This window comes from Bombella intestini, from assembly GCF_002003665.1.
Classification (GTDB): Bacteria; Pseudomonadota; Alphaproteobacteria; order Acetobacterales; family Acetobacteraceae; genus Bombella; species Bombella intestini.
The window spans coordinates 471,055-495,501 of record NZ_JATM01000001.1 but is presented as its reverse complement, the minus strand read 5'-3'; the positions used below and the strand labels follow the sequence as shown (position 1 = coordinate 495,501).

Genomic DNA, 24,447 nt, shown 5'->3' with positions numbered 1-24,447 from the left:
TTCGGACTGAAGGTCTGGTTATATGAGGAAGAGGGGGTGACGTGATGGACGATAAAACGAGGCAGGATATGGCCGGCCAGTCATCTGCCACTCTTGGGGGGCGCTTGATGGCTCGGCGTAAGGAGCTGGGCTGGAGGCTAGAGGATGTTGAGGCCTATCTAAAGGTACGGCTTGCAACGCTTCAGGCTATCGAGAGCGGCCGCTATTCCGACTTGCCAGACGCAGTTTATGCGCTTGGTTTTATCAAGAGCTATGCTTGCCTGCTGGGGATGGAGAGCGAGGAGCTTATACAGCAGGCGAAGCGTGAGCTTTCTGCTCTTACGCCAAAGCGTCAGACCGTTCATCTGACTCTCCCCGGCCCGCAAGAAGGACGTTCGGCGGGGCTTTGGGCGCTGCTGGGTATTGGGCTGGTTGTCATCGCTGGGGGATATGCAGGGTGGTATCATTTCTCCTCCCACGGGCAGCTCGCTTCGTCCATAATGCCGTCTCATCTGGCCGATAATGCCGAGGTTCCACACGCTGCGGTCTCACCGGCTGCCCCTCAGCAGGCCGCTCAGGCTCCAGCTACCCAGCCCGTAACGGTCCCGTCTGGGGCAGTTTCCGCACCTACCGGGGCGCAGGAAGCGGCGACCAAACCCGATGATGGGGCGAAAGATACGCCTGATCTGCCGCCAGCACCGGAAGTCGTTTCTCCATCGGCAACAGCAGTGCCTTCTACCGTTGATGCTGCGGGCAATGATGTTTCCCATACTGGTGGGGGGGATCATCCGGCTGATGTTCCTGCGGGAGCTTCTGTTCCTTCTGTGCAGCCTGTACCGGAAGTCCCCAAGGCTCCATTTCAATCATCTGCGCCAACACAGACAGCTTCAACTCCGAATCAGGATGCAGGCGATCGGGTCGAGCTTCTGGTTCGTGAAGATAGCTGGGTGCAGATTACTGATGCTTCTGGGAAGTCTTTGTTGGCCCGAGTGTTGAAGAAGGGGGAGAGCTGGCAGGGCAATGCTGGGGAGACCTATCATGTTACCAGCGGTAATGCCGGGGGTGTTGTTTTTCAGGCGGGGAATGTTGTAAGCGCTCCCCTAGGGCTGCGCGGCAGGGTTGTTCGTAATGTGACAGTCGATGCGGCATCTGTGGAGCAGGGCCATTATGGATATGGTTCTCTCGCCACTGGGGTGACCGCAGCACCGGAAGCAGCGGATAAACGCAGCCAGTAAAATCCTGTGACCGTTCGTGTAGGCGGTCACGTCAATCATGGGTCAGTCCAGTCAGGACCCGGAGAGGTTATTGATGAGCAGTTTACGTCCCTATCAGCATATTGAACGCCGTAAATCACGGAAGATCTATGTTGGTAATGTTGCCGTTGGTGGTGATGCGCCGGTTTCGGTGCAGACCATGACCAACACGCTAACAACGGATATTGAAGGAACGATTGCTCAGATCCGCAAAGCTGAAATGGCTGGCGTGGATATCGTCCGTGTATCCTGTCCTGATGAGGGAAGCACCAAGGCCCTAAAAACCATCGTAGAGGAAGTTAATGCGCCGATCGTGGCGGATATTCACTTCCACTATAAGCGGGCTATCGAGGCAGCTGCGGCTGGTGCAGCTTGCCTGCGTATCAATCCGGGTAATATCGGTAGTGCCGACCGTGTGCGTGAGGTCGTCAAGGCGGCTCGTGATCATGGTTGTTCCATCCGTATTGGTGTGAATGCTGGCTCGCTGGAGCGTCACCTGCTGGAGAAGTACGGTGAGCCGAAGCCGGAAGCTCTGGTGGAGAGTGCACTGGAACACGCAAAGATTCTTGAGGATCATGACTTCCATGAATTCAAGATCAGCGTGAAGGCTTCTGATGTCTTCATGGCGGTGGAAGCTTATAAACAGCTGGCTGCCTGCTGTGACCACCCGTTACATATCGGTATTACTGAAGCAGGCTCCAAGCGGGCAGGGACAGTGAAGTCCGCACTTGGCCTTGGTAATCTTCTCTGGGCTGGTGTGGGTGATACGATGCGTGTTTCCCTTTCTGCTCCTCCAGAAGAAGAGGTGCTGGTGGGATGGGATATCCTTAAGTCGCTCGGCTTGCGTCATCGTGGTGTGAAGATCATCTCCTGCCCATCTTGTGCCCGTCAGGGCTTCAATGTGGTGGATACAGTCCAGACATTGGAAGATCGTCTCCAGCATATCAAAACGCCTCTGACACTTTCCATCATCGGGTGTGTGGTCAATGGTCCGGGTGAAGCACTGATGACCGATATTGGCGTGACAGGTGGCGGCTCTGGCCGACACATGGTCTATGCAGCCGGTAAACAGGATCATACGATGCCTGCTGAGAACATGATTGAACATATTGTGGAACTGGTAGAAGCTCGTGTGGCTGCCATTGAGGCAGGAACCGCCGAGAAGGCAGCGCACTGATGGCACGCTTCCGGCCGCCACGGGGAACAAAAGACCTTCTGGGTGAAGATATGCGCCGCCACCAGAAGGTCACGGGGATGGGAAAAACGATTTTCCATCGCTATGGTTTCAGCCAGTGGGCAACGCCTATCTTTGAGGATACACACGTTTTCGCCCGGTCTCTGGGGGAAAGTTCAGATGTTGTCTCAAAGGAGATGTATACCTTTGAAGATCGTGGGGGGGAGAGCCTGACCCTTCGTCCAGAAGGGACAGCGGGTGTAGCTCGTGCGCTGGTCTCTAACTCCCTGACGCAGGCCCTTCCGCAGAAGATTTTCTATACCGGTCCGATGTTCCGGTATGAGCGGCCACAGAAGGGGCGTTTCCGTCAGTTTCATCAGATCGGTGCGGAGCTGATCGGTGCGGAAAGCCCCTTCCGTGATGCTGAGATTATCGCCATGGCCCGGGATTTTCTCGTGGCGCTTGGTTTGGGGGATGATCTGCGGCTTGAGCTGAATACGCTGGGCGATAAGGCGAGCCGTATGGCGTGGCGTGAAGCTCTGGTGGCCTATTTCCGTCAACATGAGGACCGTCTCTCTGAAGACAGCCGTTCACGGCTTGAAATCAATCCTTTGCGGATTCTGGATAGCAAGGCAGAGCAGGACAGGGCCCTGCTGGCTGATGCACCAGCTTTTGATGATTACCTCAATGACGAATCCCGTACCTTTTGGAACGAGCTGAAAGCCGCTCTGGAGGCGTTTGGGGTTGCATTTGTAGAAAATCCTCGGATCGTCCGTGGGCTGGATTATTACAGTCACACTGTGTTCGAGTTTGTCACAGATAAGCTGGGGGCGCAGGGCACTGTGCTGGCTGGTGGCCGGTATGAGGGGCTTGTTGAAGAGATGGGCGGCCCTGCCGTGCCTTGTATCGGTTGGGCAGCGGGTGTTGAGCGGCTTGCTGCTCTGATTGAGGCCCCAGTGGCTGACGTTAGCGATGTGGCTATTCTGCCCATGGGAGATGCGGCCCTGCTTAAGGCGGCGTCTATTTCTCGCTCTCTGCGGGATAGTGGCCTGTCCGTTTCGATCGAGACACGAGGAAACATGAAGAAACGCATGGATCGCATTGTACAGTCTGGTGCGTCTCATGCTCTTTTCCTTGGGGATGATGATCTGGCACGGGATGTTGTGCAGCTGCGTCATCTGGCCTCACGGGAGCAGGAAGAGGTACCCGTGGCGGATATCGTTTCTGTGCTGGAGCGTGCCCGGGCCTCATGAGTGCGGCTATAGAGCATAAGCTGGAACAGATCATTGCCCGCTTTGAGGAAATGCAGGCAATGATGGCCTCTGGGGAGGCGAGCGGGGAGGAGTTCGTTCGTCTTTCCCGGGACTATGCCGCTATGGAAAAACCCGTGGAGGCTATCCGGGCTTGGCAGGCGGCGCAGAGACGCCAGAAAGAGGCGCAGGCCTTAATGCAGGACCCAGAGATGCGGGAGCTAGCCCGGCTGGAGTTGGAAGAGGTCGAAGCGGACATGCCAGCCCTAGAGCAGAGCATGCAGCTAGCACTTCTACCGCGGGATGACGCTGATGAGCGTAGTGCCATTCTGGAGGTTCGCCCCGCTGCTGGTGGAGATGAAGCAGCCCTTTTCGCTGCGGAACTTTTTGAAGCCTATCGTCGTTTTGCCGAGGCCAACGGCTGGCGTTTTGAGGTCATGTCCCTGACAGAAAGTGACCTGTCCGGTATCCGGGAAGGGATGGCCACCATCACCGGACGGGGTGTGTTTGCTCGCTTCAAATATGAGTCCGGTGTGCATCGTGTCCAGCGTGTCCCCGCCACGGAAAATCAGGGACGGATTCATACCTCAACAGTAACTGTAGCTGTGCTGCCAGAAGCTGAGGAGGTTGATGTGCAGGTGAATGAAGAAGACCTGCGGATTGATGTCTTCCGGGCTTCCGGTGCGGGTGGGCAGCATGTGAACAAGACGGAGAGTGCCGTCCGTATTACACATCTGCCAACGGGTGTTGTGGTGGCTATGCAGGAAGAAAAGAGCCAGCATCGCAATAAGGCGAAGGCCATGCAGATTCTGCGTGCTCGCCTCTATGAGGCAGAGCGTCAGAAAGCACACGACAACCGGGCAGCAGATAGAAAATCGCAGGTTGGCACGGGCGACCGTTCCGAGCGGATACGGACTTATAATTTCCCTCAGGGCCGGGTAACCGACCACCGTATTAATCTGACGCTCTATAAGATTGATCAGGTTATGGGGGGTGAGTTTGATGAGATTGTCAACGCTCTGACCCATCACGAGCAAATGGCCTTGTTGGCGGAGGAAATCGGTAGCCCCTGAGGGATGGTCTATCCCGTTGATTAGCTGGTGGAGGATACGCAGCGGGAGGAGGCACCATTGCGATGGTCGGCGGCCGATAGGTCGGTTTCATCCATCAGGAAGAAATCCTTGAAGTTCTCACTGCCAACAGCTTCAAAATAATGGCCGTCTGGATTGTGGAGAATACCTTCCCCGCTGACATCCCGGGTTTCGGCATGGCCATCATGCATGACCGTTACAGTGCCGCAGAGTGTGTAAGGAATATCAACACGGCCCAATGGTAGGGGGATTGTGGCGGTGTCATCGGCATGGGCCAGATCAAGACGGAATGTTGCCGCCAGATGGCCATTGAGATAGAGGCGAGTGGATTCTGATACTTCATCAGAGGCCCGACCATCATGGACGGTAAAGCTCCCTCCGGTTGGTCCATCCGGCATGGGGTTGATGGCTTCACTTTTCGCAGCGGGAATCAGCAAGGCGCTGAGGCCGAGAGGAAAGAGCAGAGAACGCAGGAAACGGGATGATGTCATGTCTGGTCTTCCTGAGTGAGAAAGTGGTCGATCAGGGATAGCGTCTATGCGTAAAATAAATCTTTTGGAACAGGCGAGGGAGAGACTTTTTCAGGCCGGGATAGAAGAGGCAGCGTCAGAGGCCCGTTTGTTGCTCTGTTGGGCTTGTGGTTGGACCCGAATGGAACTGATGCAGCGGGATGATGTTCCGGATGAAGTAGCGGAAAAATTTCAGGCTGCGATCCAACGGCGCAGTCAACGGGAGCCAGTTGCCTTCATCATTGGGGAGCAGGGGTTCTGGACGCTGGACTTGTATGTCTCGCCGGAAACTCTCATTCCCCGTGGGGATAGTGAGACATTGCTGGAGGCTCTGCTAGATCACCGGCGGGACCGGCAGGCTGTCCGGTCTGTCTTAGACCTCGGTACTGGAACAGGATGTCTGCTGCTGGCCGCATTGAGCGAGTATCCGCAGGCCTGGGGGCTGGGGGTCGATATTGCACCGGCCGCCGCCGCTCTAGCGCAACAGAATGCACGCCGTAACGGCCTGTCGGACCGGGCGGATTTTATGGCAGGAGACTGGGCTGCGGCTGTGAGGGGGCAGTTTGATGTTGTTCTGTCTAACCCGCCTTACATTGAACATGCGGATATGGCCCGGCTGATGCCGGATGTAGCGGTGTATGAGCCGCATCGGGCGCTGGATGGTGGGGATGACGGGCTAACGGCTTATAGGATCTTATGTAAAAGCCTGCCACGTTTGCTTGCAGAAGGTGGTTGTGCCGTATTGGAGCTGGGAATAGGGCAGACACAGGCCGTCACCGAGCTAGCAGAAGCAGAAGGTCTTACGGTGCTGGAGTGTAGGAAGGATTTGGGCGGTGTGGAACGTGCCCTCGTTCTTGCCTTTTCTAAGGAAAGCAGTTGGCTTATGGGCTGATGCCTGATAGATTACCACAGGAAAATGCAGGGGATGGACAGCATTACAGTGATGGCTGTCAGTCAAACGGTAAAGTGTCGTTTCCTCTGAGAGTGATGTTTCTTCGGACAATATGGGAAGAAGCGGCAGATTGGCTGCTAATAGCGCCATTGTGACAAGATTGCGGGTTTGAAAATATGAAGCGAATGAGGAACCGTCATCATCGTTCAGGCGGCGGTGGAGGAGCATCCCGTGGCAATAATGGTCAGATTCCGCTGAACCGGAATCATGTTTTTGAGAGCAACGGGCCTGATCTGCGCATTCGTGGTACTGCCCAGCAGCTGTTTGAGAAATATCTCCAGCTTGGTCGTGATGCGACCGGCACCGGTGACCGTGTGCAGGCAGAGGCTTATTTTCAGCATGCTGAACATTATTTCCGTGTGCTCAATGCCATGAATCAGGCAGCTCAAGCTGCTCAGCAGGAGCGTGCTGAGCGGCAGCGTAATTACGAGCAGGCCCGGCAGGAACGCAGGGAACGGCAGGAGCAGGACGACGAGGAAGCTCCGGCTCCCGCAAGTGAGCGTCGCCAGCCGGAACGGCGTCGGCGTGCTGAGAAGCGTGAAGAAGAGGTGGAGCAAGACGACGAGGATTGAAGGTCCTTCTCACGAGCAGGTTATAAGAAGAGCAGGTCGGTTTATATCGGCCTGCTTTTTTTACACCTGCTACGCATCATCAGGGGATAGCGATATGATTCGTTGGGCCCGTCTAAGCTACGCCTGACGTAACGCCTTATTTTATGAAGATTTTTTGGGGAAAGGGGAGGAGAGATGGTAGCGGCGGACGGATTTGAACCGCCGACCAAGGGATTATGATTCCCCTGCTCTACCACTGAGCTACGCCGCCATCATGTCCTCTAGAAGGCGTTTGCCTTCCGATGAGGGTGCTTTTATGGCAGCCGGGGGCAGAAGTCAACAGGGGTGGGGAAATATCATCATGTTTTTTTGTTGTTTTCTATTCACTTCCTGCGGCAGGGCTGTCATTTTCCGCTGATGGCGTGTTGAACCTTCAGTCAGAGGCCGTTTCCTTTTGTCCCAACATTTCACAAATATTCTCTTTGCATTCAGCAATGCGCTCTCCTGGCTACCGCCTGCGTTTGTGTCAGTTCTGATGCTCGTTATCGTCGGCCTGACAGCGTTCTATGCGGGGCATGGGGCAAGTGCATTGATTCTACGCATCCCCGGTACACGTAGCGGGGCCATGATTCGCAATACTGTCAGTGCACTACGGCGGCCCATGCAGATTATGGTCACATTGTTGACCTTATTGGCAGCGCTGCCAGCCGCAACGGGTTTCTCGTATGAGGAGGAGCAGAACCTCCGGCTGTTTTTCTTCTTTTTGCTGATTCTTGTTTTTGGCTTTTCGCTCATCAGCATGTTTCGTTTGCTGTCAGAGGCTTATCTGAATCGTTTAGCGCGGCTTGATTATGCTGATGATATCATGGCCCGTGCGCATCAGACGCAGATCAAGGTTCTTCGCCGGCTGGGTGAAATCTTGATCGGCCTTATCACCGTTGCCTCGGCCCTGATGCTGTTTCCATCGGTCAAGCAATACGGTGTCTCGCTCTTTGCCTCTGCGGGGGCGGCATCGCTGATTGTTGGTCTGTCAGCCCGTGGGTTGCTCACGAATCTGATTGCCGGTGTGCAGATTGCCATTACCCAGCCCATCCGTATGGAAGACTTGGTCGTCATCAACGGGGACTGGTGCTGGGTGGAAGAGATTACGGCGACTTATGTCGTGCTGCGTGTCTGGGACTGGCGGCGGCATATCGTGCCTATTTCTTATTTTTTGGAAAATCGGTTTGAAAACTGGACACATAACTCCGCTGCCATAACAGGCGTTGTGTTTCTGTGGCTCGATTATGATGCCCCGATGGATGAGATTCGGGATATGCTGCGGGAAATTGTACGAAATTGCCCGCTCTGGGATGGTAAGGTGTTCGATGCTCAGGTGTCGGACTGTACGGATCAGGCGATGTCTGTGCGTGTCATTGCGAGTGCCCGCAACGCTATGCAGAGTTGGGACCTGCGTTGTGACATTCGAGAGAAGGCCATAGCTTGTATTCGGGAGAAATTCCCTCAGGCATTGCCGCGGCGGCGTGTAGCGTTTGTTTCACCGGAGACAGGGGCACGGTTGGATATAACCGATCCTGATACGTTGCTTTCGCCACCGGTTCATCGTCCCCCGCCGGGTAGTTATATGGGCCCGGGCAGTGGTCGTGAAGGGAAGCGGTGATCGGTAATAACCGTCTTTAGATGAAGAATGGCCCGTCAGTTCTAGTTTAACTAGAGCTGACGGGCTTATTTTTTACGACTCTGTCGAGGCTGATGGATTGGCCATACGAGAGTTGTGATAGCCGTAGAAGCGGTAGGTTAATGCCCCGATCAAGAAGTAGGTCACCAGTAGAATGACAGGTACTGGATTACCACCCAGTAGGGCGTGAATCATGTTGAAGATCAGAGGTAGGATCATAATCAGGCAAAAAATGATCCCCAGAACAGGCGTTACACCAATCCAGAAGCCACGGATGCGGATTCCGCCTAGCGGCACACTGAAGGGACGCCGGGTATCAGCGGCGTAATTCCGCTGCCAGATGACGGTGAAGCAGACCATGGCAAAGGCCAGAGCGGTGCCCAGTGAGACAAGGTCACTGATGATGTCGATGGGAAGGGTAGCCGTCATCAAGGCGATGATGGCCCCCATGATGAACGTGCCGTGAGCAGGTGTGCGATAGCGTTTGTGAATTTTGCTGAAGACGGAGGGAATGAGGCCATCCCGTCCGGTGGTCAGAAGGATACGGGACTGCCCATACATGAGGCCCAGCAGAACAGAGGATAGACCAATGGTGGCTCCTCCATTCACGAGCAGGGCTAGCCACGGCTTGCCCATGGCTTCTGTAGCCACGGCGAGTGGATCAGCCACGTTTAGTTTGGTGTAAGGAACAATTCCCAGCAGGACAGCCGCCACAGCTACATAGATCAGTGTGCAAATGAGCAGGCTGCCAATAATGCCGATTGGGATATCACGGGTCGGGTTGCGGGCCTCCGAGGAGGCTGTGGAGACGGCTTCAAACCCGCCATAGGCAAAGAAAATGATGGATGCCGCCCGGAAGATACCCGCCACCCCGAAGTGGAAATGTTCCTGAGCTGGTGGGATGAAAGGATGCCAGTTTGCCGGTGTGATGTAGCTAACGCCAATGATAAGAAACAGGAACAGAACGCCAATCTTTAAGGCCACTACAAGCGAGTTGAAACGTGCTGATTCTTCCACGCCACGGGCCAGAAGGGCCGTAACCAGCAAAACAGAAATGAAGCCGATCAGGTCCAGCCGGAAACCTGCCGTCAAAGCCGTTCCTTCGGAGCCGGGGACAGGCTGGAGACTGGTCTGGGTTAGCCAGACGGGCAGATGGATGTTGAAGATGCCCAGAAGGGAATTCATGTAGCCTGAAAGGCCAGCCGCCACGGCGGTGCAGGAAATGCCGTATTCTAGCAGCATAAGCCAGCTAACATGCCAAGCAGCTCGCTCTCCCATGGAGATATAGGCGTAAGAGTAAGAAGAGCCCGAAACAGGGAAAGTGGAGGCCAATTCCCCATAACAGAAGGCTGTGAAAAGACATGCTGCCGCTGCAATCAGAAACGCGAGTAGTACGGCAGGGCCAGCATATTCGGCAGCGGCTGTTCCGGTCATGACATAGACGCCCGCACCAACGGTCGTCCCAACCCCCATGAGTAGTAGTTGTGTGGCTGTTAGACTTCTTTTGAGCGTGACGGAGTCATTCTCTGCCGTGATCTGATGCATGGTCTTGCGCCGTGGATCACGACGCCGTCTGGTAGAGGGGGAGGAATGTTTGCTCATAAAAGTGGTGGATCATCCAGAAAATGGAAACAGTCAGCGAGAGATGGAAGGCGTTGTAGCGTATGGCCTAAGAAAAAACAGCCACGGCTTATGAAGAGGGTGGATGCTTCATGGTGGAATTATGCCGCCCATAGAACAGGTAGGTTGCAAAACCCAACCCTGTATAGAGGACAAAAAACACGAACGGGATGATATTCCCATGCAGTGTGACGTGCAGCATGTTTAGGCCCAGCGGCACAAGCATGCAAAGGCAGAAGAAAATCCCGAGCATGGGTGTGACCCCTAGCCAGACCCCCCGGATGCGGATCCCGCCGAGCGGAACTTGAAAGGGGCGAGGTGCATCCGGTGCCTTGTTGCGTTGCCATATGACGGTGAAGCAGACAATGGCAAAGGCCAGCGTGGTGCCGATGCAGAGCAGGTCTCCTAGTAGGGCAATTGGCATGGTTGCACTCATCAGCCCCATGATGAAACCAAGAATCAACGTGGCCAGCCAAGGGGTTCTGAAATGAGGATGCACGACACTGAAGACGCGGGGCAGGAGGCCATCATGGCTGATGGCATGGACCATGCGGGAAATGGCATAAAGAAGGCCGATCAGTACGGAGAAGAGACCGATCGTCGCACCAGCATTGATGAGGAAGGCAAGCCAAGGTTTATGGATTAGCCCTGTGGCAACGGCCAGCGGGTCGGCTACATCCAGCATCTGATAAGGGGCGATACCCAGCAGGATAGCCGCCACGATGACATAAACTAGCGTACAGATGACGAGACTACCGATGATGCCGATAGGCACATCCCTAGTCGGATTGCGCGCTTCCGCCGCAGCGGTGGATACGGTTTCAAACCCACCATAAGCGAAGAAGATGATCGAGGCTGCTCGAAAAATCCCTGCCACTCCAAAATGGAAATTGCCCTGAGATGGCGGGATGAAAGGGTGCCAATTGGCGGGATGGAGATAGAATACGCCAACGCCAACAAATAGTGCCAGAACACCAATTTTGATGCTGACAAAGGCTGTATTGAACCGGGCTGCCGCCTCTATACCACGGGTAAGAACCAGACTGATGAAGAGCATGACCGCCAGACCAATCAGATTGATGCTGGGGTGGAAGGTCAGCAGCCCGCTGCTGGAGTGCGGTATGGATTGAAAGGTGGTCTGTGTGATTACATCAGGCAGGTGAATACCGCATCCCTTGAGCAGGGAGGTCAGGTAACCCGAGAACCCCGCTGCTACGGCGGTTCCGGCAATGCCGTATTCTAGCAGGAGAAGCCAGCCGATCACCCATGCCATTTTTTCTCCCATGGAGAGATAAGCATAAGCATAAGCCGACCCGGAAACAGGGAAAGTGGAGGCCAGTTCACCGTAGCAGAATGCCGTGAATAGGCAGGATGCCGCTGCAATCAGGAAGGAAAGAAGAACGGAAGGACCAGCATATTCTGCGGCTGCCGTCCCTGTGATGACATACACTCCCGCCCCGATGGCCGTTCCCACACCCATGAGCAGCAGTTGCGTAGCACTGAGACTGCGTTTGAAATTGTGTTGCTCTCCCGCAGATTGAATCTGGGAGAGAGTTTTGCGACGTGCCTTGTTCATGGTGTTTCCAGCTGGGGCATAGGGATCACGAGTCCTGCATAACGGGCCTGAAACGGTATGATACCGGAATGTTTTCTTTCATGGCGGTTCAGGGGGGATTTGTAAATTATTTGGAGAGGGGTTTTCTGCCTTTAGAGATGGAAATGAAGAAGGCAGGCACTGCCGACACCCGCCAGAAGGCAGTAAATGCCAAAACCTGTCAGGGTATTTTTATTATCATCATGGAAGAAACGTAACAGGAGGCGGGAGCAAATAAGGGCGGTAATCCCAGCTACAACGGCCCCAAGAAGGGACTGGCCAATCATGGTGTTAGAAAGGTGGACGTGCCGGAGCTGCCACGCTTCTTTTACCGTGGCAGCTAGGATGATGGGCTGTGCCATGAGCAGGGAGAAGCGTGTGGCTGTTAGGTGGTCCAGCCCCCGCATCAGACCGCCATTGATGGTAGCACCAGAGCGTGAAAGCCCGGGAAGTAGAGCGAGGCATTGCCAGAGACCTATGATGAAGGCGTCTTTCCAGCTGAGTTCTTGTGTCAGGTAGGCGGCATGTTGCTCGTACCGAAGGGACCGGCGACGCATGATTTCGGTCAGGATTAGTAGTAGCCCGTTGAGCGTTAGAAAGCCTGCCACCATGAAAGGGTTAGCAAAGACATGTCGTAAATGGTGCTCGAACAGCCCTCCCATAATGACAGCCGGTATGGTGGCGATAACAAGCAGACTGCACAGGTAGAGTGCCTTGTTGCGTGCTTTAGCTGTTCTACGGGGAGAGAAAAGCCCCCGAAGAATAGCGGACCAGTCCGACCAGAAGACATTGGCCAGAGCAACCAACGTCCCCACATGTAACATGGTTAGAAAGGGAAGGAAGGTTGGGTTGTGTTCATCCAGTGACCAATGCAGTAGCCCGGGAAGAAGAACGGCATGACCGAGACTGCTGACGGGGAAAGGTTCCGTAATGCCTTGAACAACGGCAAGAATAATGGCCTGTAAATATGTCATGCGGAACCACGATCTGTCTTAGAGTGAGGGAACTGGCGGAAAAGGGCGGGCTGGTGCTGGTGAGAAAAGTTTGTATATGGTAGCAGCAATATTCTGTTGTTTTTCATGAAATCAGCGCTTCCGATCGGCAGATTAGCAGAGAAGGGCGTGAATTTCGAGGTGTCTATGTGGGCGATCCTTAAAGGACGTGGCGGAGCATTCATTGCCAGTAGCTGTGTTCTTCTGGCCGCTGGTGGGTTTGTGGCCTATGGGCTGGGCTTGCTAGAAGGGCCGGACCGGCACATGACGGGCTACCATGCGATCTTCAGCTCTGCGAATGGTCTGAATAACGGAGCCGATGTTGACCTCGGAGGCGTGACAGTGGGGCGTGTGCGCTCCATCACACTGAACCCTGAAACTGCCGTTGTAGATGTTCTGTTTGCCGTGCAGGATGACCTAAAACTGCCAGAGGATACAGCTGTTGCCATTGCCGCCCCGACCATTGGAGGGGATAACGCCCTTCAGTTGCTTCCGGGTAAGGCAGGACGGGTACTGGCAGCCGGGGCAACTATTTTGGATGCTCACCCTTTGCTTTCGCTAGAGCAGCAGATCAGCAACTATATTTTCGGCGCAGGCAAGTTGTAACGAAGTCTATCCCGCCGGGTGGTGATTCCAGCGGGATGTGTTGATTAGTCGTTGGTTGGGTAGGAGCCTAGCAGGCGTCGCTGCTTGAGCCACGAGCGGAGCATCCCGAGGATGCCGGAGCTTTTCCAGCCTTCTTTCTTTTTGGCGGCCCCAATAAGGAATGTCTGCCGATAATGGTAGAACTGGGCCCGATAGGCTTCGAGCAGTGTGGTGCGCCGGTCCCAGATATGGATAGCTTCCGAGCCAACACCATTAATCTCAATGATCTGGAAATCTTCCCCACGTTTTAGGGCTTCTGGCGAGGCCATCTTAAGGTCGATCCGCCCAAAATGGAAATCGGGAATATCCAGCATGATGGCGTTGATGCGCTCTGTCAGGGCTGGAGTAATGTCAGGCCGCCCATCCCTGAAGATGGACCCCTTGCAGTGATTTCCTGCAAAGACTAGAGATAATGTCTCTCCAGCGGGGAGAACCTCATTCTCACGCCCCTTGATGCGGGGCAGGTAAAGCTGCGGTACCTGACGCATACGAGGGTCGGCCATGACAAGTTCCTTTAATGTGGAACGGCCATTGCCGGTCAGGATAGGGGCTTCCTTGTAAGTCAGGGAGGTAATGCGGCCTGCTTTTTCATCTGGATGGCGGATATAGAAAATACCAGCTTCCATCGGATAGGTGATGAGCTGCTGTACCATCAGGGCAATACCTGCTGGGAAGAGAGGCAGCACGTCATGGAGCATGTCCAGCGATGAGATCAATCTAACGCCCGTACCGTTGCAGCCAATATCGGGCTTGAGCACGAACGGGAAATCAAGGTCCATCTCTTTCATGGCTGTTTGCACGTCTTGAACGGCATCAGCACCATTATGAATGATCCGGTATGGGGCAATGGCCTTTTGGGCTGTTGGTCCGGCCATATCAAGAATGGAGCTTTTGCTTTCCCCGCAGAGGCCGCCCGTTTCAATACGGGGATTGGCAGCCGTGGAGATGCTAAGATCACCATGACGCAACCCCATCAGAATCCAATAGATGACGATGGGGGTATAGAAAATGCTGTCGGGCCAGAACTCAAAGAGGGACAGCGTTTTATGAGGGGCTGAAGGTGCCGTCATGAATTACGTATTCCTGCGTTGTAGATGGCTGATGAAGCGGCCCATTAGGAAAATACACAGGATGAAGCCGATGATCCCCGCCCAGCGCCAGCCGCCCTGATGTGCCAAGAGCCACCCGCCAATATGCAGGGCGAGCAAAAAGAGCAGGCTTGTCCAGACTAAGGTTGCCCCAATGGCTGTTAGGGCGAATGCCAGAAAGGGAGCACGAAAGAAACCGCAGGCCGTATAGAGTGGTAGTCGGCTACCCGGAACAAAGCGGGAAATAGCAACAACCCCTATGATGTTTCGGGAGAACCATCGCTGGGCTTGTTCCTCACTAGGAAGGGTGAGGAAACGGCGCAGAAATGTCCATCGGCTACCCGCTAGCCCTAGGGCATAGAGGCCCATATCACCCAGAGCGACCCCAGCATAAAGGCTACCAAGTGCCAGAGGGATAGAAAGCTGGTTCCCTTTGGCTGCAATCGCTGCCAGAACGGTTGCAACATCTTCGAGGATAAATGTACCAAGGATGACAGAAAAGGCTTTCAGCCAAGCAGGCTGAGACGCCATGATAGCACTTATACGGATCACAAATAAACGGTCCTGGCTGTGGTTGGGTGGGAATGTGCCACGAAATGGTCCTGTCTGCAATCGGCGACACCGGATATACAGGGCGCTCCTTGTTGAGATGGAGGGAGATCGGTCATGACGGAAAATGGAATGATGAAGAGACGCAATTTTCTGGTCGCTGCCGCTGGTGGCTTGGCGATGACCGGCCTTCCCAATCCCGCTTGGGCGGCTAGTCGTGCTGTGGTTGGACGGTCCTCCGCTAGCTATACGGCGTTTTTGAGCGGTCTGCGGCAGCAGGCACTAGCAGCTGGTGTGCCGTCATCCATTGTGGAGCAGTCTTTAGCTCTGGCGCAGGCCCCCAATCAGGATGTCTTGCGGCTGGACCGGCATCAACCAGAATTCACTCTTACATGGGCGCAGTACCGGACTCGTGTCATCTCTTCCGCTCGGGAAAGCAAGGGGCAGCAGGCCTATCAACGGGTGCGGGGCACGCTCTCGCCTTTGGGGGTACGGTTTGGGTGTGATGATAATGCCATCATGGGCATATGGGGGTTGGAGTCCGGCTTTGGGGAACATCAGGGCCGGTTCAACGTCATAGAGGCTCTGGCGACTTTGGCCTTTGATGGCCGCCGGGCTGCTTTTTTCCGCAGCGAGCTGATCAAAGCTATGCAGATTCTGGCACAAGGGGCTATTAGTCCGGCTAATATGTTGGGCAGTTACGCTGGGGCTATGGGGCAGCCTCAATTCATGCCGAGTGCCTATCTACGTTTTGCTGCAGATGGTGACGGCGATGGTAAATGTAATATCTGGAGCTCCGAGGCGGACGTTTTTGCTTCCATTGCCAATTATCTCGGGCGGTCCGGCTGGCAGCGTGGGGAGCCATGGGGTGAGGAAGTAGCGGTCCCTCTGGGCAATAATGGTAAATTTACCTCTATTGCTGCAACAAGTTCCAAACATGCCCCGGTGCATCCTGTCAGCACATGGCAGGCCTTGGGTGTAAGGCCCATCCAGTCTTCTGGTTTCCAGGCACCACAGGCATCGGGTAGTCTTATCCAGCCAGATGGCCCTGGTGGACAGGCCTTCCTTGTTTATCATAATTTCCGTGTCATACGGGCCTATAATCCTTCTGACTATTATGCATTGGCGGTCGGGATTCTGGGCGATAGGATAGCTCGGTAATCTTAGTGTCCGGCGGTATATCGCCGGGAGGCCGGGTATCGCAGTTTTTTTCATAAAGGTTCCGTTCTTGTGGCGGGGCGTGCAGTGCGGGGATTGACGTGCAAACAAGACGTTCTCTCATGGGGGGGGCTGCCGGTTTTTCGGCATTTTCCCTGCTGGCATCATCACGGGTCGGGCAGGCTGCTGGGCTGCACAGGCAGGGGCGTGCCAACCCGGTCGGGCAGGCAAAGCCAGTTGGTTCGACAGTCGATTCGGCTGTAGGTGATGCCATAACCCCAATGGGCCCTATGCCGACTTCCGCACGCTGGGCCTATATTTTGGACAGCACGACAGGGACGGTGCTGCTCAGCCGTAATGCGGAAGAGCGCATGCCCCCATCATCTCTAACCAAGATGATGACGGCCTACGTTGTCTTTGCCTTTCTGGCATCTGGCCGCATCCGGCTAGAACAGGAGTTTCCTGTCAGTTCCAAGGCATGGAAGATGGAAGGCTCCCGCATGTTTGTCCCGCTGGGTAGTTCTGTCAGCGTGGAAAATTTGATCCGTGGGATGCTCATCCAGTCTGGTAATGATGCTTGTGTGGTACTGGCCGAGGGCATTGCCGGGTCTGAAGAACGCTTTGTTGCTCTGATGAATGAGGCGGCCCACCGCATCGGCCTACACAATTCCCACTTCATGAATGTGACTGGCCTGCCTGCCGAGGGGCACTATATGTGTGCTCTGGATGTAGCTATGCTGGCCCAGCATATTATCCGGGATTTTCCGCATTATTACGGCTTCTTCGGGGAGAAGGAGTTCACCTTCAATCATATCCGTCAGGGAAATCGTAATGTTCTGGTGGATAAGGGGCTGGCTGATGGGTTGAAGACTGGCCATACCGATGCGGGCGGTTTTGGTCTGTGTGCTAGTTCCGAGCGGAATGGAAACCGTATTATCGTTGTCATCAACGGGACAGCCTCCACGAATGAACGTGCCCATGAAGGCGAACGATTGATGAGCTGGGCTTTTTCCAGTTTTGAGACGGTTCAGCTTCTACACAAGGGGCAGGTTGTGGAGCCGAATGCCGCTGTGTGGAATGGTGAACATCGGAGTGTCGGTCTAGCTGTTGCGGATGATGTCAGCCTGACTATTCCTATTGGTTGGTCTTCCAAGGTGCAGATTAGTGTTGATTATCCGTCGCCCATTCCGGCACCGGTGGTAGCTGGGCAGAAGTCTGGCCATGTTTCTGTTGGCCTTCCGGGGCAGCCACGGGTTTATGCATCGCTTTATACGGTGTCGCCGGTTGCTGAACTCGGGTTTGTAGGACGGCTCATGGCACGGTTTGGCCATGCCCCGCAGTAAGTCTAACGGAGTGTTCATCACGCTGGAGGGAGGGGAAGGCGGCGGCAAGACTACACAGGTAGCCCGCCTTTCCGAACGACTGAAGGACGCTGGTTTCTCGGTGTACCAGACACGGGAACCGGGCGGTACGCCAGCCGCTGAAGCTCTGCGGAATTTCCTGCTCTTCGGGGAGGAAAATTTTTGCTGGCAGTCTGAGATCATGTTGCATATGGCCGCCAGAGTTGATCATCTTACCAGAGCGATCCGCCCAGCCTTAGCAGAGGGAAAGATCGTTCTCTGCGACCGTTTTCATGATTCCACATGGGCCTATCAGGGTTATGGAATCGGGGAAGGGCAGGCCGAGGTGTTGAACTATATCAGCTCGCTGCGTCAGCTTGTTGGGGGAGAGCCGGACGTAACATTCTGGCTAGACCTGCCTTGCGAATTGGCCCGTCAGCGTATGGCTCAGCGTGGCGGTAAGCTGGACCGGTATGAGGGGCAGCATATGCAGTTTCATCAGCGTGTCAGGGCTGGATTCCAGGCTATTGCTGAAAAGGACCCAGCTCGTATCGTGCGGGTTGATGCTAGTCGGTCTGTAGAGGATGTGCAGGATCATTTGTACGATCTCGTGCAGCAGCGTCTTGCGGGTAGAACTGCGTGAACGGAAATCCCCCGGAACCTCGTCTGGCCCCTCATGTGTATGGGCATCAGGCGGCGATACGGCAGTTTGAAGAGGCTTGTGCTTTTGGGCGTTTGCATCATGCGTGGCTGATTTCTGGTCCAGCTGGTGTCGGTAAGGCGACACTGGCTTTTCATCTGGCTCGTCGTGTATTGGGCGGTAGCGATTTGAATAGCCCAGTCGGTCGGCGTATTTCTGCTGGCACACATGGCGATCTGCTGACGATCACCCGTAAACTAGACCCACGGAAAGGGCAGTTGCGAGGAGGGATCACGATCTCTGATGTTCAGCCCGTCCAGACTTTCTTACATCATACGGCTACGGAAGGTGGCTGGCGGGTTGTAATTGTGGATGGGCTGGAAACCTTGAACCGTTCTGCAGCCAATGCGCTACTGAAGATTCTTGAAGAGCCACCACCCAAAGCAATATTGTTTCTGACGAGTTCAGCACCGGGCGGGTTGCTGCCAACATTGCGGAGCCGCTGCCGCTCATTGCCCTTGTCCGGGCTGAAGGATGAGGAAATGAAGGCCGTTCTGCCAGAATTGCCCGATGATGTCCTGCGCCGGGCTCATGGCTCTCCGGGTCGTGCGCTGTTTCTGGCGCGGGGTAGGGATAGTGTCTGTGCGAAGCTTGTGGCGCAGGCGATGGCAGGGGGGGAGTTGGATCATGAAAATTGGATGACCATCAGCCAGCTTGCTCGTGAAGCAGATAGTTTTGCGCTATTATGCGATCTGCTAAGCGAAGCACTGGCTGATCAGGCACGGGATGCTGCCTTTGCGGGGGATCTACCCCGGGCTGCCATCTTAGCGGAGCGTACGGCTCGGCTAGGGCAAATTAGGGTACAGAGTGAACGCTTCAACCTTGACAAGGCAGAGGCTATCCGGGAAGCCCTTGCACTAGCCCGACAAGGGCGGCAGGACTGAATGTGTATTTTGGAAACACTTGGACGACAGGACAGACTATGACACGGCGTTTCACCATCACGACCCCTATTTTCTATGTGAATGGTGCGCCGCATATCGGCCATGCCTACACGTCCATTGCGTGCGATGTGATTGCTCGTTTCCATCGGTTGGATGGTAATGACGTGTTGTTCGTTAGCGGGACGGACGAACACGGCCAGAAGGTGGAGCAGAGCGCAAAAGCGCAGAACGTGCCGCCGCAGGAGTTTGCAGACCGAATCTCCCAGAGCTTCCGTCAGATGCAGAAGGACATGGCCGTCCAGACGGATGAGTTCATCCGCACGACGGAAGCCCGGCATAAGAAGGCGGCCCAGACTCTTTGGGAAAAAGTTGCCGAGAGCGGCCATATCTATCTTGATGCCTATGAAGGCTGGTACTCCACACGTGATGAGATGTTTGTCGGTGAGGATGAAATCACCACACATCCAGATGGCAGCCGGACAGCACCTTCCGGTGCGCCGCTGGAATGGGTACGGGAGCCTTCCTACTTCTTCCGTCTTTCTGAATTTCAGGACAGGCTTTTAAAGCTGTATGAGGAAAACCCCGACTTTATCGGCCCTCATGGTCCGAAACGGGAAATTATCAGCTTCGTGAAGCAAGGGCTGCGAGACCTTTCCATTAGCCGGACAAGTTTTCGCTGGGGCGTTGAGGTACCGGGTGACCCGGACCACGTCATGTATGTTTGGTTCGATGCGCTGGCAAATTATCTGACAGCTGTTGGCTATCCGGATATGCAGGATCCTCGGCATGTGCATTGGCCTGCCGATGTGCATGTGGTGGGTAAGGAGATCATCCGCTTCCATTGCATCTACTGGCCGGCTTTCCTGATGGCGGCTGGCCTGCCTCTGCCGAAGCGGGTTTTTGCTCATGGCTGGTGGACAGTCGAGGGCGAGAAGATGAGCAAGTCTCTCGGTAATGTGCTGGACCCCAAGGCTCTGGCCGATGAGTTCGGTCTGGATCAGCTGCGCTTCTTCCTGATGCGGGAAGTGCCCTTCGGTGGTGATTCTAATTTCAGCCGGCGTTCTCTCATCACCCGTATGAATGTCGAGTTGGCCAATGACCTTGGTAATCTTGCTCAGCGGACGCTCAGTCAGGTGGCCCGTAATCTGGGGGGTGTTCTGCCGGAACGTGGCACGTTGACCGAAGATGATGAGAAGATTCTGGCTCAAGCAACGTTGCTACCCGATCTGACCCGTCGTCATATCGAGCGGTTGGCTATTAGTGATGCGTTGGAAGACATCTGGAAGCTTATCCGGGAGGCTAATGCTTATATTGACCGTCAGGCTCCGTGGGTCCTGAAAAAAGAGAACCCCGCTCGTATGGCAGATGTCCTACGTGTTCTGGTGGATGTAATCCGTACCGTGGCCACGCTGCTCCAGCCCTACATGCCGGATACAATGGAGAAGATGTTGGATCAGCTCGGTGTGGAGACGGGTGAGCGCCACATTGCCGCTTTGGAAACATTGCTTCCCGGTGGCCGCACCCTGCCTAAGCCGCAGGGTTTGTTCCCTCGCTTCGTGGAGGAAGAAAAACAGGCATGAAGGGGCTGATCGACACACATTGCCATCTGGACAGGTTGGAAGACCTGCCCGCCGGGCTGGATTTTGCCCGGCAGGCTGGTCTAGCTGGTATGATCACCATTGGTACACGTTGGTCGGAACGGGCAAAGCAGAAAGCTTTGACAGAGCATGATAGCCCGGACCTGCGCATTTGGTGTGCACTGGGCACGCACCCTGACCACGCCCATGAAGAGACTTTACCCAGCCTTGATGACATGCTGGCCGAACTTGAATCTCCCTGTGTGGCCGCCATCGGTGAATCGGGTCTCGATTATTTTCATGGCACGGACGAGGTGAAACCGGCCCAGCATGTGTCTTTCCGCCGTCATATTGAGGCTGCCCGTGTGACAGGCCTGCCATTGGTCATCCATACGAGGCAGGCGGATGATGATACCATCGCTATTTTGCGGGATGAGCATGGAAAGGGTGCCTTTCCTTTCTTGATCCATTGTTTCGCCTCTGGCCCCAAGCTGGCAGCAGCGGCGTTGGAGCTGGGCGGGTATTTGAGTTTCTCTGGGCTTCTGACCTTCAAGAAGTGTGAGGAAATTCGTGATGTGGCCCGTCATGCACCCGAGGATCGTATTTTGGTGGAGACAGACAGTCCGTTTCTGGCCCCCGTGCCCAAAAGGGGCAAGCCGAACACGCCCGGTTATGTCGTTCACACGGCGGCCCGTCTGGCTGAGGAGCGTGGCCTGACGGAGGAGCGGCTGGTGGAGGTTACGCAGGCTAATACACGGCGTCTTTTCACAAGGGTAGCTGTATGAAAATCACGATTCTCGGTTGTGGTGGCTCCGCTGGTGTCCCCATGATCGGGGGGCAGGAAGGAGCAGAGACGGGCATCTGGGGGGTATGCGACCCCACAGACCGGCGCAATTATCGTCTACGCTCTTCCATCGTGATTGAGCATGAAGGTTTCCGTCTTTTAGTCGATAGTGGCCCTGACCTGCGGCAGCAGATGCTGACGAATGGGCTGACTCATATTGATGCTGTGTTCTATACGCACGCTCATAGCGACCATATCGCTGGGCTGGATGAGCTGCGGGCTATCAATCGTGTGATTGGTCGTCCGCTTCCACTTCTGGCCAGTGCGGATGTGCTGGCGGAATTGCGGCAGCGTTTCGACTATGCTTTCCGCCCTTGGGAGGGGGGAACGTTTTACCGGCCTTCTTTCGATGTGCAGGAAGTCCCGAATTGCGGGCCAATAAAAATCGGCCCGTTAGAAGGACATGTTTTTCCGCAGAAACACGGCTGGACTACGAGCCTTGGCCTACGTTTCGGCTCGTTTGCTTATTGCACGGATGTGGAAAGTTTCCCCGAGGAATCAGAGGCACTTCTTCAGAAGGTGCCCCTTTGGGTCGTGGGGTGTTTCCAGCGGGAGGCTCATCCGTCCCACGGTTGGCTCGGGCGTGTTATGGAATGGCGGGAACGGTTCCAGCCAGAGCGCACTATTTTGACCCATATGGGGCCGGACATGGACTACGGCGCATTATGCAACGACTTGCCCGCAGATGTCCGACCCGCATGGGATGGGATGGTGCTGAAGGCCTAGAAGGGAATACCTCTAGGCGACATTCTGCCAGATTGTTGTCTGTTCCGCCGGTTCCATGCGAATGCATAACAGTCCCTGAACCCAGTGAGGTATAGGCGGGAGAGTCAGAAGGGCTGTTCTCGCCTGATTGTCCTGTTTGGAAGAAGAGGCAAGGGCGGGAGGGATCGGTAAGGACCATTCCTGAGCTCCCACGAAAAGGATCAACTCCTTGATGGAGTGATCACACAGCCCCGAGGCTGTCATATCCAGACAGACATGCGGCGTCTCGGCGGGTAGGACAAAATTGAACCATCCTCCGTTCTGACGCTGGCAGGGAATGGCAGTGCCGGAGGGTGTAGTAAGACGCAGCTCAGTTCTGACGGCTGGAGGCATCCAGTAACAAGTGGTGCTGCTAGCCTGCATATCTCCGTAACGGGATGGATCTTCCAGAGTGATGTCTGTCAACGGTACCATCATGGCCACTTCAATTCCAAAAATACGAATTACGAGGCCAGTCTAGGGAGAGAGTCTGTAGAAAACATGAATGGAGGGAAGAATTTCTGACTGTTTTCAGTAAATTTTATGAATGAGAATTCAGCGTAATGGCGCAGATTTACATAAAAAAAGGTGGAAGCGTATCATCAAAGCTCCCACCTTTTTGAGAATAAATCGCAGATAGTAATGGCGTCTTATTCTGGCGGATAAATCTGCGGATAGGTCACTTTCTCAGAAGGACCGGGTGGTTTGGGGCTGCCAGGCCGCCCGCAGGCACTCAGCCCTAGCAGGAAGATTCCCCCCATGAGAACCACCATGACCCTCGTCATGATGGATGACTTAAGAGAATACATGGTCATTTCTCCGTTGCGGGCTGGGCCAGACGTTCCAGCCATACTGTGGCCTGTGCCTTAACATTGGCCGGAGCTGTACCGCCGTGGCTGGTGCGGGAAGCAAGGGAGGATTCTACAGTCAGCACATTATAGAGGGATTCGTTGATGCCGGATTCTACAGCCTGCATCTCCTCAAGAGAGAGGTCGGCGAGATCGCAGCCTTTCTGCTCTGCCAGACTGACAAGACGCCCCGTAACATGATGGGCCGTGCGGAAGGGCAGGCGCAGTTCCCGTACCAGCCAGTCGGCAAGGTCTGTAGCGGTAGAGAAACCGGCCCCAGCCAGTTCTCGCATACGCTCCTTATTGGGCTTCAGGTCCCGGATCATCCCCTCCATAGCTGCCAGAGACAGGGTGATAGCTGTTGTGGCATCAAAGACGGGTTCTTTGTCTTCTTGTGTATCTTTCGCATAGGCCAATGGCAGGCCTTTCATGACCGTTAGAAGCCCGATGAGGTCGCCAGTGATGCGGCCAACCTTGGCACGGACCAGCTCGGCAGCATCTGGGTTGCGCTTCTGCGGCATAATGGAGGAGCCGGTGGTAAAGGCATCGGAAAGATGCACGAAGTTGAAGGCCGCAGATGCCCACTGCACGATCTCTTCAGAAAGGCGGGAGAGGTGCATGGCCTCCATGGAGAGGACAGACAGATACTCCAGTGCAAAATCACGGTCGGAGACGGCATCCAGTGAGTTTGATGTCGGGCGATCAAAGCCGAGGGCCTGAGCTGTCATATCCCGGTCGATGGGGAAGGACGTACCAGCAAGGGCGGCGGAGCCGAGCGGGCACTCATTCATCCGGCGGCGGGCATCACGCAGGCGGGAGGCATCCCGGGCAAGCATTTCCACATAGGCCAGCAGATGATGACCGAAGGTGACAGGCTGGGCTACCTGAAGGTGAGTAAAGCCCGGCATAGGAGTATCGTGATACTCCAACGCACGACGGGCTAGGGTCCGCATTAGGGCTTCGGTTTGCTCTACGATGCCATCAATAGAATCACGAACCCAGAGACGGAAGTCGGTGGCGATCTGGTCATTGCGGGAGCGGGCTGTGTGCAGACGTTTCCCAGCTTCGCCAATCCGTTCGGACAGGCGGGATTCGATATTCATGTGAATATCTTCCAGTGCTGGGGAGAAGGCAAAACGGCCTTCTTCAATTTCCTTGGCAATATCTGCCAGACCCTGCTGGATTTCAGCTTCTTCTTGTTCTGTCAGCAGGCCAACCTTGCGGAGCATGGCGGCATGAGCGAGGGAGCCCCGGATATCCTGCCGCCATAGAATCTGGTCGAACCCGATGGAAGCGTTGATCTCTTCCATGATGGCTGCTGGACCGCTGGCAAAACGGCCACCCCATTGTGGGTTGGCGGCTTCAGCCTTGGTGGACTGGTTTGCAGGGGAGGCGTTGCTGGTACTATTATGTGTCATGAGGACCGA

General features: G+C 55.1%; 24 protein-coding genes and 1 tRNA gene. 15 read left to right on the top strand and 10 right to left on the bottom strand.

Translation table 11 applies throughout. The annotated features are described in order from the left end of the window. Positions 1–44: 44 nt before the first annotated feature. The 4 genes from AL01_RS02295 to prfA all read left to right on the top strand — a co-directional run bounded on the left by AL01_RS02295 (position 45) and on the right by prfA (position 4,729). Positions 45–1,214, top strand: coding sequence for a helix-turn-helix domain-containing protein (locus AL01_RS02295; protein WP_077395638.1), 1,170 nt, complete (start codon positions 45–47; stop codon positions 1,212–1,214). 73 nt (positions 1,215–1,287) lie between these two features. Then, positions 1,288–2,409 (top strand): flavodoxin-dependent (E)-4-hydroxy-3-methylbut-2-enyl-diphosphate synthase, encoded by a 1,122-nt coding sequence (gene ispG, locus AL01_RS02290; RefSeq protein ID WP_077395637.1) that lies wholly within the window; start codon positions 1,288–1,290, stop codon positions 2,407–2,409. Continuing rightward, a complete protein-coding gene (hisS, locus tag AL01_RS02285) occupies positions 2,409–3,659 on the top strand; it encodes a histidine--tRNA ligase (RefSeq protein WP_077395636.1) in 1,251 nt (416 codons plus the stop codon). The genes ispG and hisS overlap by 1 nt, the downstream gene beginning before the upstream one ends. After that, positions 3,656–4,729, top strand: coding sequence for a peptide chain release factor 1 (gene prfA / locus AL01_RS02280; RefSeq protein ID WP_077395635.1), 1,074 nt, complete (start codon positions 3,656–3,658; stop codon positions 4,727–4,729). The genes hisS and prfA overlap by 4 nt, the downstream gene beginning before the upstream one ends. A gap of 20 nt (positions 4,730–4,749) precedes the next feature. Here prfA and AL01_RS02275 read toward each other — a convergent pair whose 3' ends face one another. Next, positions 4,750–5,238, bottom strand: a complete 489-nt coding sequence (locus tag AL01_RS02275; RefSeq protein ID WP_077395634.1) for a hypothetical protein — start codon at positions 5,236–5,238, stop codon at positions 4,750–4,752. 46 nt (positions 5,239–5,284) lie between these two features. Between AL01_RS02275 and prmC the strand changes: the two genes are divergently transcribed. Both prmC and AL01_RS02265 read left to right on the top strand, forming a co-directional pair. Continuing rightward, a complete protein-coding gene (gene prmC / locus AL01_RS02270; RefSeq protein WP_077395633.1) occupies positions 5,285–6,148 on the top strand; it encodes a peptide chain release factor N(5)-glutamine methyltransferase in 864 nt (287 codons plus the stop codon). Positions 6,149–6,324: 176 nt separating this feature from the next. Beyond that, positions 6,325–6,780, top strand: a complete 456-nt coding sequence (locus AL01_RS02265; protein ID WP_077395632.1) for a DUF4167 domain-containing protein — start codon at positions 6,325–6,327, stop codon at positions 6,778–6,780. A gap of 175 nt (positions 6,781–6,955) precedes the next feature. On the opposite strand, the gene AL01_RS02260 is transcribed toward AL01_RS02265, so the two are convergent. Beyond that, a tRNA-Met gene (locus AL01_RS02260) sits at positions 6,956–7,030 on the bottom strand. Positions 7,031–7,213: 183 nt separating this feature from the next. On the opposite strand from AL01_RS02260, the gene AL01_RS02255 reads away from it, so the two are divergent. Then, complete coding sequence (locus tag AL01_RS02255; RefSeq protein ID WP_077395631.1) at positions 7,214–8,419, top strand: mechanosensitive ion channel family protein; 1,206 nt, start codon at positions 7,214–7,216, stop codon at positions 8,417–8,419. Positions 8,420–8,491: 72 nt separating this feature from the next. On the opposite strand, the gene AL01_RS02250 is transcribed toward AL01_RS02255, so the two are convergent. The 3 genes from AL01_RS02250 to AL01_RS02240 all read right to left on the bottom strand — a co-directional run bounded on the left by AL01_RS02250 (position 8,492) and on the right by AL01_RS02240 (position 12,625). Next, positions 8,492–10,039 (bottom strand): APC family permease, encoded by a 1,548-nt coding sequence (locus AL01_RS02250; protein WP_077395630.1) that lies wholly within the window; start codon positions 10,037–10,039, stop codon positions 8,492–8,494. Between the two features lie 88 nt (positions 10,040–10,127). Then, a complete protein-coding gene (locus AL01_RS02245; RefSeq protein WP_077395629.1) occupies positions 10,128–11,633 on the bottom strand; it encodes an APC family permease in 1,506 nt (501 codons plus the stop codon). A gap of 131 nt (positions 11,634–11,764) precedes the next feature. Next, positions 11,765–12,625 (bottom strand): undecaprenyl-diphosphate phosphatase, encoded by an 861-nt coding sequence (locus tag AL01_RS02240; protein WP_077395628.1) that lies wholly within the window; start codon positions 12,623–12,625, stop codon positions 11,765–11,767. A gap of 165 nt (positions 12,626–12,790) precedes the next feature. Here AL01_RS02240 and AL01_RS02235 point away from each other — a divergent pair, with 165 nt between their 5' ends. Beyond that, on the top strand, positions 12,791–13,249 hold the full coding sequence (locus tag AL01_RS02235; RefSeq protein ID WP_077395627.1) for an MlaD family protein: 459 nt from the start codon (positions 12,791–12,793) through the stop codon (positions 13,247–13,249). Between the two features lie 44 nt (positions 13,250–13,293). Here AL01_RS02235 and AL01_RS02230 read toward each other — a convergent pair whose 3' ends face one another. Together AL01_RS02230 and AL01_RS02225 are read right to left on the bottom strand one after the other, a co-directional pair. Continuing rightward, the gene (locus AL01_RS02230) at positions 13,294–14,358 is read right to left on the bottom strand and encodes a D-alanine--D-alanine ligase (protein WP_077395626.1); all 1,065 of its coding nucleotides are present in this window, start codon (positions 14,356–14,358) and stop codon (positions 13,294–13,296) included. A gap of 3 nt (positions 14,359–14,361) precedes the next feature. Further along, positions 14,362–14,907 (bottom strand): DedA family protein, encoded by a 546-nt coding sequence (locus AL01_RS02225; RefSeq protein ID WP_143280640.1) that lies wholly within the window; start codon positions 14,905–14,907, stop codon positions 14,362–14,364. Between the two features lie 153 nt (positions 14,908–15,060). On the opposite strand from AL01_RS02225, the gene AL01_RS02220 reads away from it, so the two are divergent. From AL01_RS02220 to AL01_RS02190, 7 genes are all read left to right on the top strand, one after another. Beyond that, positions 15,061–16,086: a lytic murein transglycosylase gene (locus AL01_RS02220; RefSeq protein WP_408735432.1), complete on the top strand. Its 1,026-nt coding sequence runs from the start codon at positions 15,061–15,063 to the stop codon at positions 16,084–16,086. Between the two features lie 119 nt (positions 16,087–16,205). Next, positions 16,206–17,426: a D-alanyl-D-alanine carboxypeptidase family protein gene (locus AL01_RS02215; RefSeq protein WP_077395625.1), complete on the top strand. Its 1,221-nt coding sequence runs from the start codon at positions 16,206–16,208 to the stop codon at positions 17,424–17,426. Next, positions 17,413–18,066, top strand: a complete 654-nt coding sequence (gene tmk / locus AL01_RS02210) for a dTMP kinase (RefSeq protein ID WP_077395624.1) — start codon at positions 17,413–17,415, stop codon at positions 18,064–18,066. The genes AL01_RS02215 and tmk overlap by 14 nt, the downstream gene beginning before the upstream one ends. Next, complete coding sequence (locus tag AL01_RS02205) at positions 18,063–19,007, top strand: DNA polymerase III subunit delta' (protein WP_077395623.1); 945 nt, start codon at positions 18,063–18,065, stop codon at positions 19,005–19,007. The genes tmk and AL01_RS02205 overlap by 4 nt, the downstream gene beginning before the upstream one ends. A 2-nt stretch (positions 19,008–19,009) precedes the next feature. After that, a complete protein-coding gene (gene metG, locus AL01_RS02200; RefSeq protein ID WP_275077763.1) occupies positions 19,010–20,587 on the top strand; it encodes a methionine--tRNA ligase in 1,578 nt (525 codons plus the stop codon). Continuing rightward, on the top strand, positions 20,584–21,369 hold the full coding sequence (locus AL01_RS02195; RefSeq protein ID WP_077395621.1) for a TatD family hydrolase: 786 nt from the start codon (positions 20,584–20,586) through the stop codon (positions 21,367–21,369). The genes metG and AL01_RS02195 overlap by 4 nt, the downstream gene beginning before the upstream one ends. Beyond that, entirely contained in the window at positions 21,366–22,154 is a 789-nt protein-coding gene (locus tag AL01_RS02190; RefSeq protein ID WP_077395620.1) for an MBL fold metallo-hydrolase, read from the top strand. Before AL01_RS02195 ends, AL01_RS02190 begins: the two co-directional genes overlap by 4 nt. A gap of 12 nt (positions 22,155–22,166) precedes the next feature. Here AL01_RS02190 and AL01_RS02185 read toward each other — a convergent pair whose 3' ends face one another. From AL01_RS02185 to argH, 3 genes are all read right to left on the bottom strand, one after another. Beyond that, positions 22,167–22,610 carry a hypothetical protein gene (locus tag AL01_RS02185; RefSeq protein ID WP_077395619.1) on the bottom strand — a complete coding sequence of 148 codons (444 nt, stop codon included), beginning with the start codon at positions 22,608–22,610 and terminating at the stop codon, positions 22,167–22,169. 212 nt (positions 22,611–22,822) lie between these two features. Continuing rightward, on the bottom strand, positions 22,823–22,981 hold the full coding sequence (locus tag AL01_RS09365) for a hypothetical protein (RefSeq protein ID WP_158075920.1): 159 nt from the start codon (positions 22,979–22,981) through the stop codon (positions 22,823–22,825). Between the two features lie 2 nt (positions 22,982–22,983). Continuing rightward, positions 22,984–24,438 (bottom strand): argininosuccinate lyase, encoded by a 1,455-nt coding sequence (argH, locus tag AL01_RS02180; RefSeq protein ID WP_077395618.1) that lies wholly within the window; start codon positions 24,436–24,438, stop codon positions 22,984–22,986. Between the last annotated feature and the right edge of the window lie 9 nt (positions 24,439–24,447).

Bases quoted from the DNA above. Each gene is read 5' to 3' on its own strand.
- AL01_RS02230 (WP_077395626.1), bottom strand. From the start codon at position 14,358: ATGACGGCACCTTCAGCCCCTCATAAAACGCTGTCCCTCTTTGAGTTC.
- AL01_RS02295 (WP_077395638.1), top strand. From the start codon at position 45: ATGGACGATAAAACGAGGCAGGATATGGCCGGCCAGTCATCTGCCACT.
- hisS (WP_077395636.1), top strand. From the start codon at position 2,409: ATGGCACGCTTCCGGCCGCCACGGGGAACAAAAGACCTTCTGGGTGAA.
- AL01_RS02240 (WP_077395628.1), bottom strand. From the start codon at position 12,625: ATGACATATTTACAGGCCATTATTCTTGCCGTTGTTCAAGGCATTACG.
- ispG (WP_077395637.1), top strand. From the start codon at position 1,288: ATGAGCAGTTTACGTCCCTATCAGCATATTGAACGCCGTAAATCACGG.
- AL01_RS09365 (WP_158075920.1), bottom strand. From the start codon at position 22,981: ATGTATTCTCTTAAGTCATCCATCATGACGAGGGTCATGGTGGTTCTC.
- AL01_RS02245 (WP_077395629.1), bottom strand. From the start codon at position 11,633: ATGAACAAGGCACGTCGCAAAACTCTCTCCCAGATTCAATCTGCGGGA.
- AL01_RS02220 (WP_408735432.1), top strand. From the start codon at position 15,061: ATGAAGAGACGCAATTTTCTGGTCGCTGCCGCTGGTGGCTTGGCGATG.
- tmk (WP_077395624.1), top strand. From the start codon at position 17,413: ATGCCCCGCAGTAAGTCTAACGGAGTGTTCATCACGCTGGAGGGAGGG.
- AL01_RS02225 (WP_143280640.1), bottom strand. From the start codon at position 14,907: ATGGCGTCTCAGCCTGCTTGGCTGAAAGCCTTTTCTGTCATCCTTGGT.
- AL01_RS02250 (WP_077395630.1), bottom strand. From the start codon at position 10,039: ATGAGCAAACATTCCTCCCCCTCTACCAGACGGCGTCGTGATCCACGG.
- AL01_RS02185 (WP_077395619.1), bottom strand. From the start codon at position 22,610: ATGATGGTACCGTTGACAGACATCACTCTGGAAGATCCATCCCGTTAC.
- AL01_RS02190 (WP_077395620.1), top strand. From the start codon at position 21,366: ATGAAAATCACGATTCTCGGTTGTGGTGGCTCCGCTGGTGTCCCCATG.
- AL01_RS02275 (WP_077395634.1), bottom strand. From the start codon at position 5,238: ATGACATCATCCCGTTTCCTGCGTTCTCTGCTCTTTCCTCTCGGCCTC.
- argH (WP_077395618.1), bottom strand. From the start codon at position 24,438: ATGACACATAATAGTACCAGCAACGCCTCCCCTGCAAACCAGTCCACC.
- AL01_RS02235 (WP_077395627.1), top strand. From the start codon at position 12,791: ATGTGGGCGATCCTTAAAGGACGTGGCGGAGCATTCATTGCCAGTAGC.
- AL01_RS02265 (WP_077395632.1), top strand. From the start codon at position 6,325: ATGAAGCGAATGAGGAACCGTCATCATCGTTCAGGCGGCGGTGGAGGA.
- AL01_RS02215 (WP_077395625.1), top strand. From the start codon at position 16,206: ATGGGGGGGGCTGCCGGTTTTTCGGCATTTTCCCTGCTGGCATCATCA.
- prfA (WP_077395635.1), top strand. From the start codon at position 3,656: ATGAGTGCGGCTATAGAGCATAAGCTGGAACAGATCATTGCCCGCTTT.
- prmC (WP_077395633.1), top strand. From the start codon at position 5,285: ATGCGTAAAATAAATCTTTTGGAACAGGCGAGGGAGAGACTTTTTCAG.
- AL01_RS02195 (WP_077395621.1), top strand. From the start codon at position 20,584: ATGAAGGGGCTGATCGACACACATTGCCATCTGGACAGGTTGGAAGAC.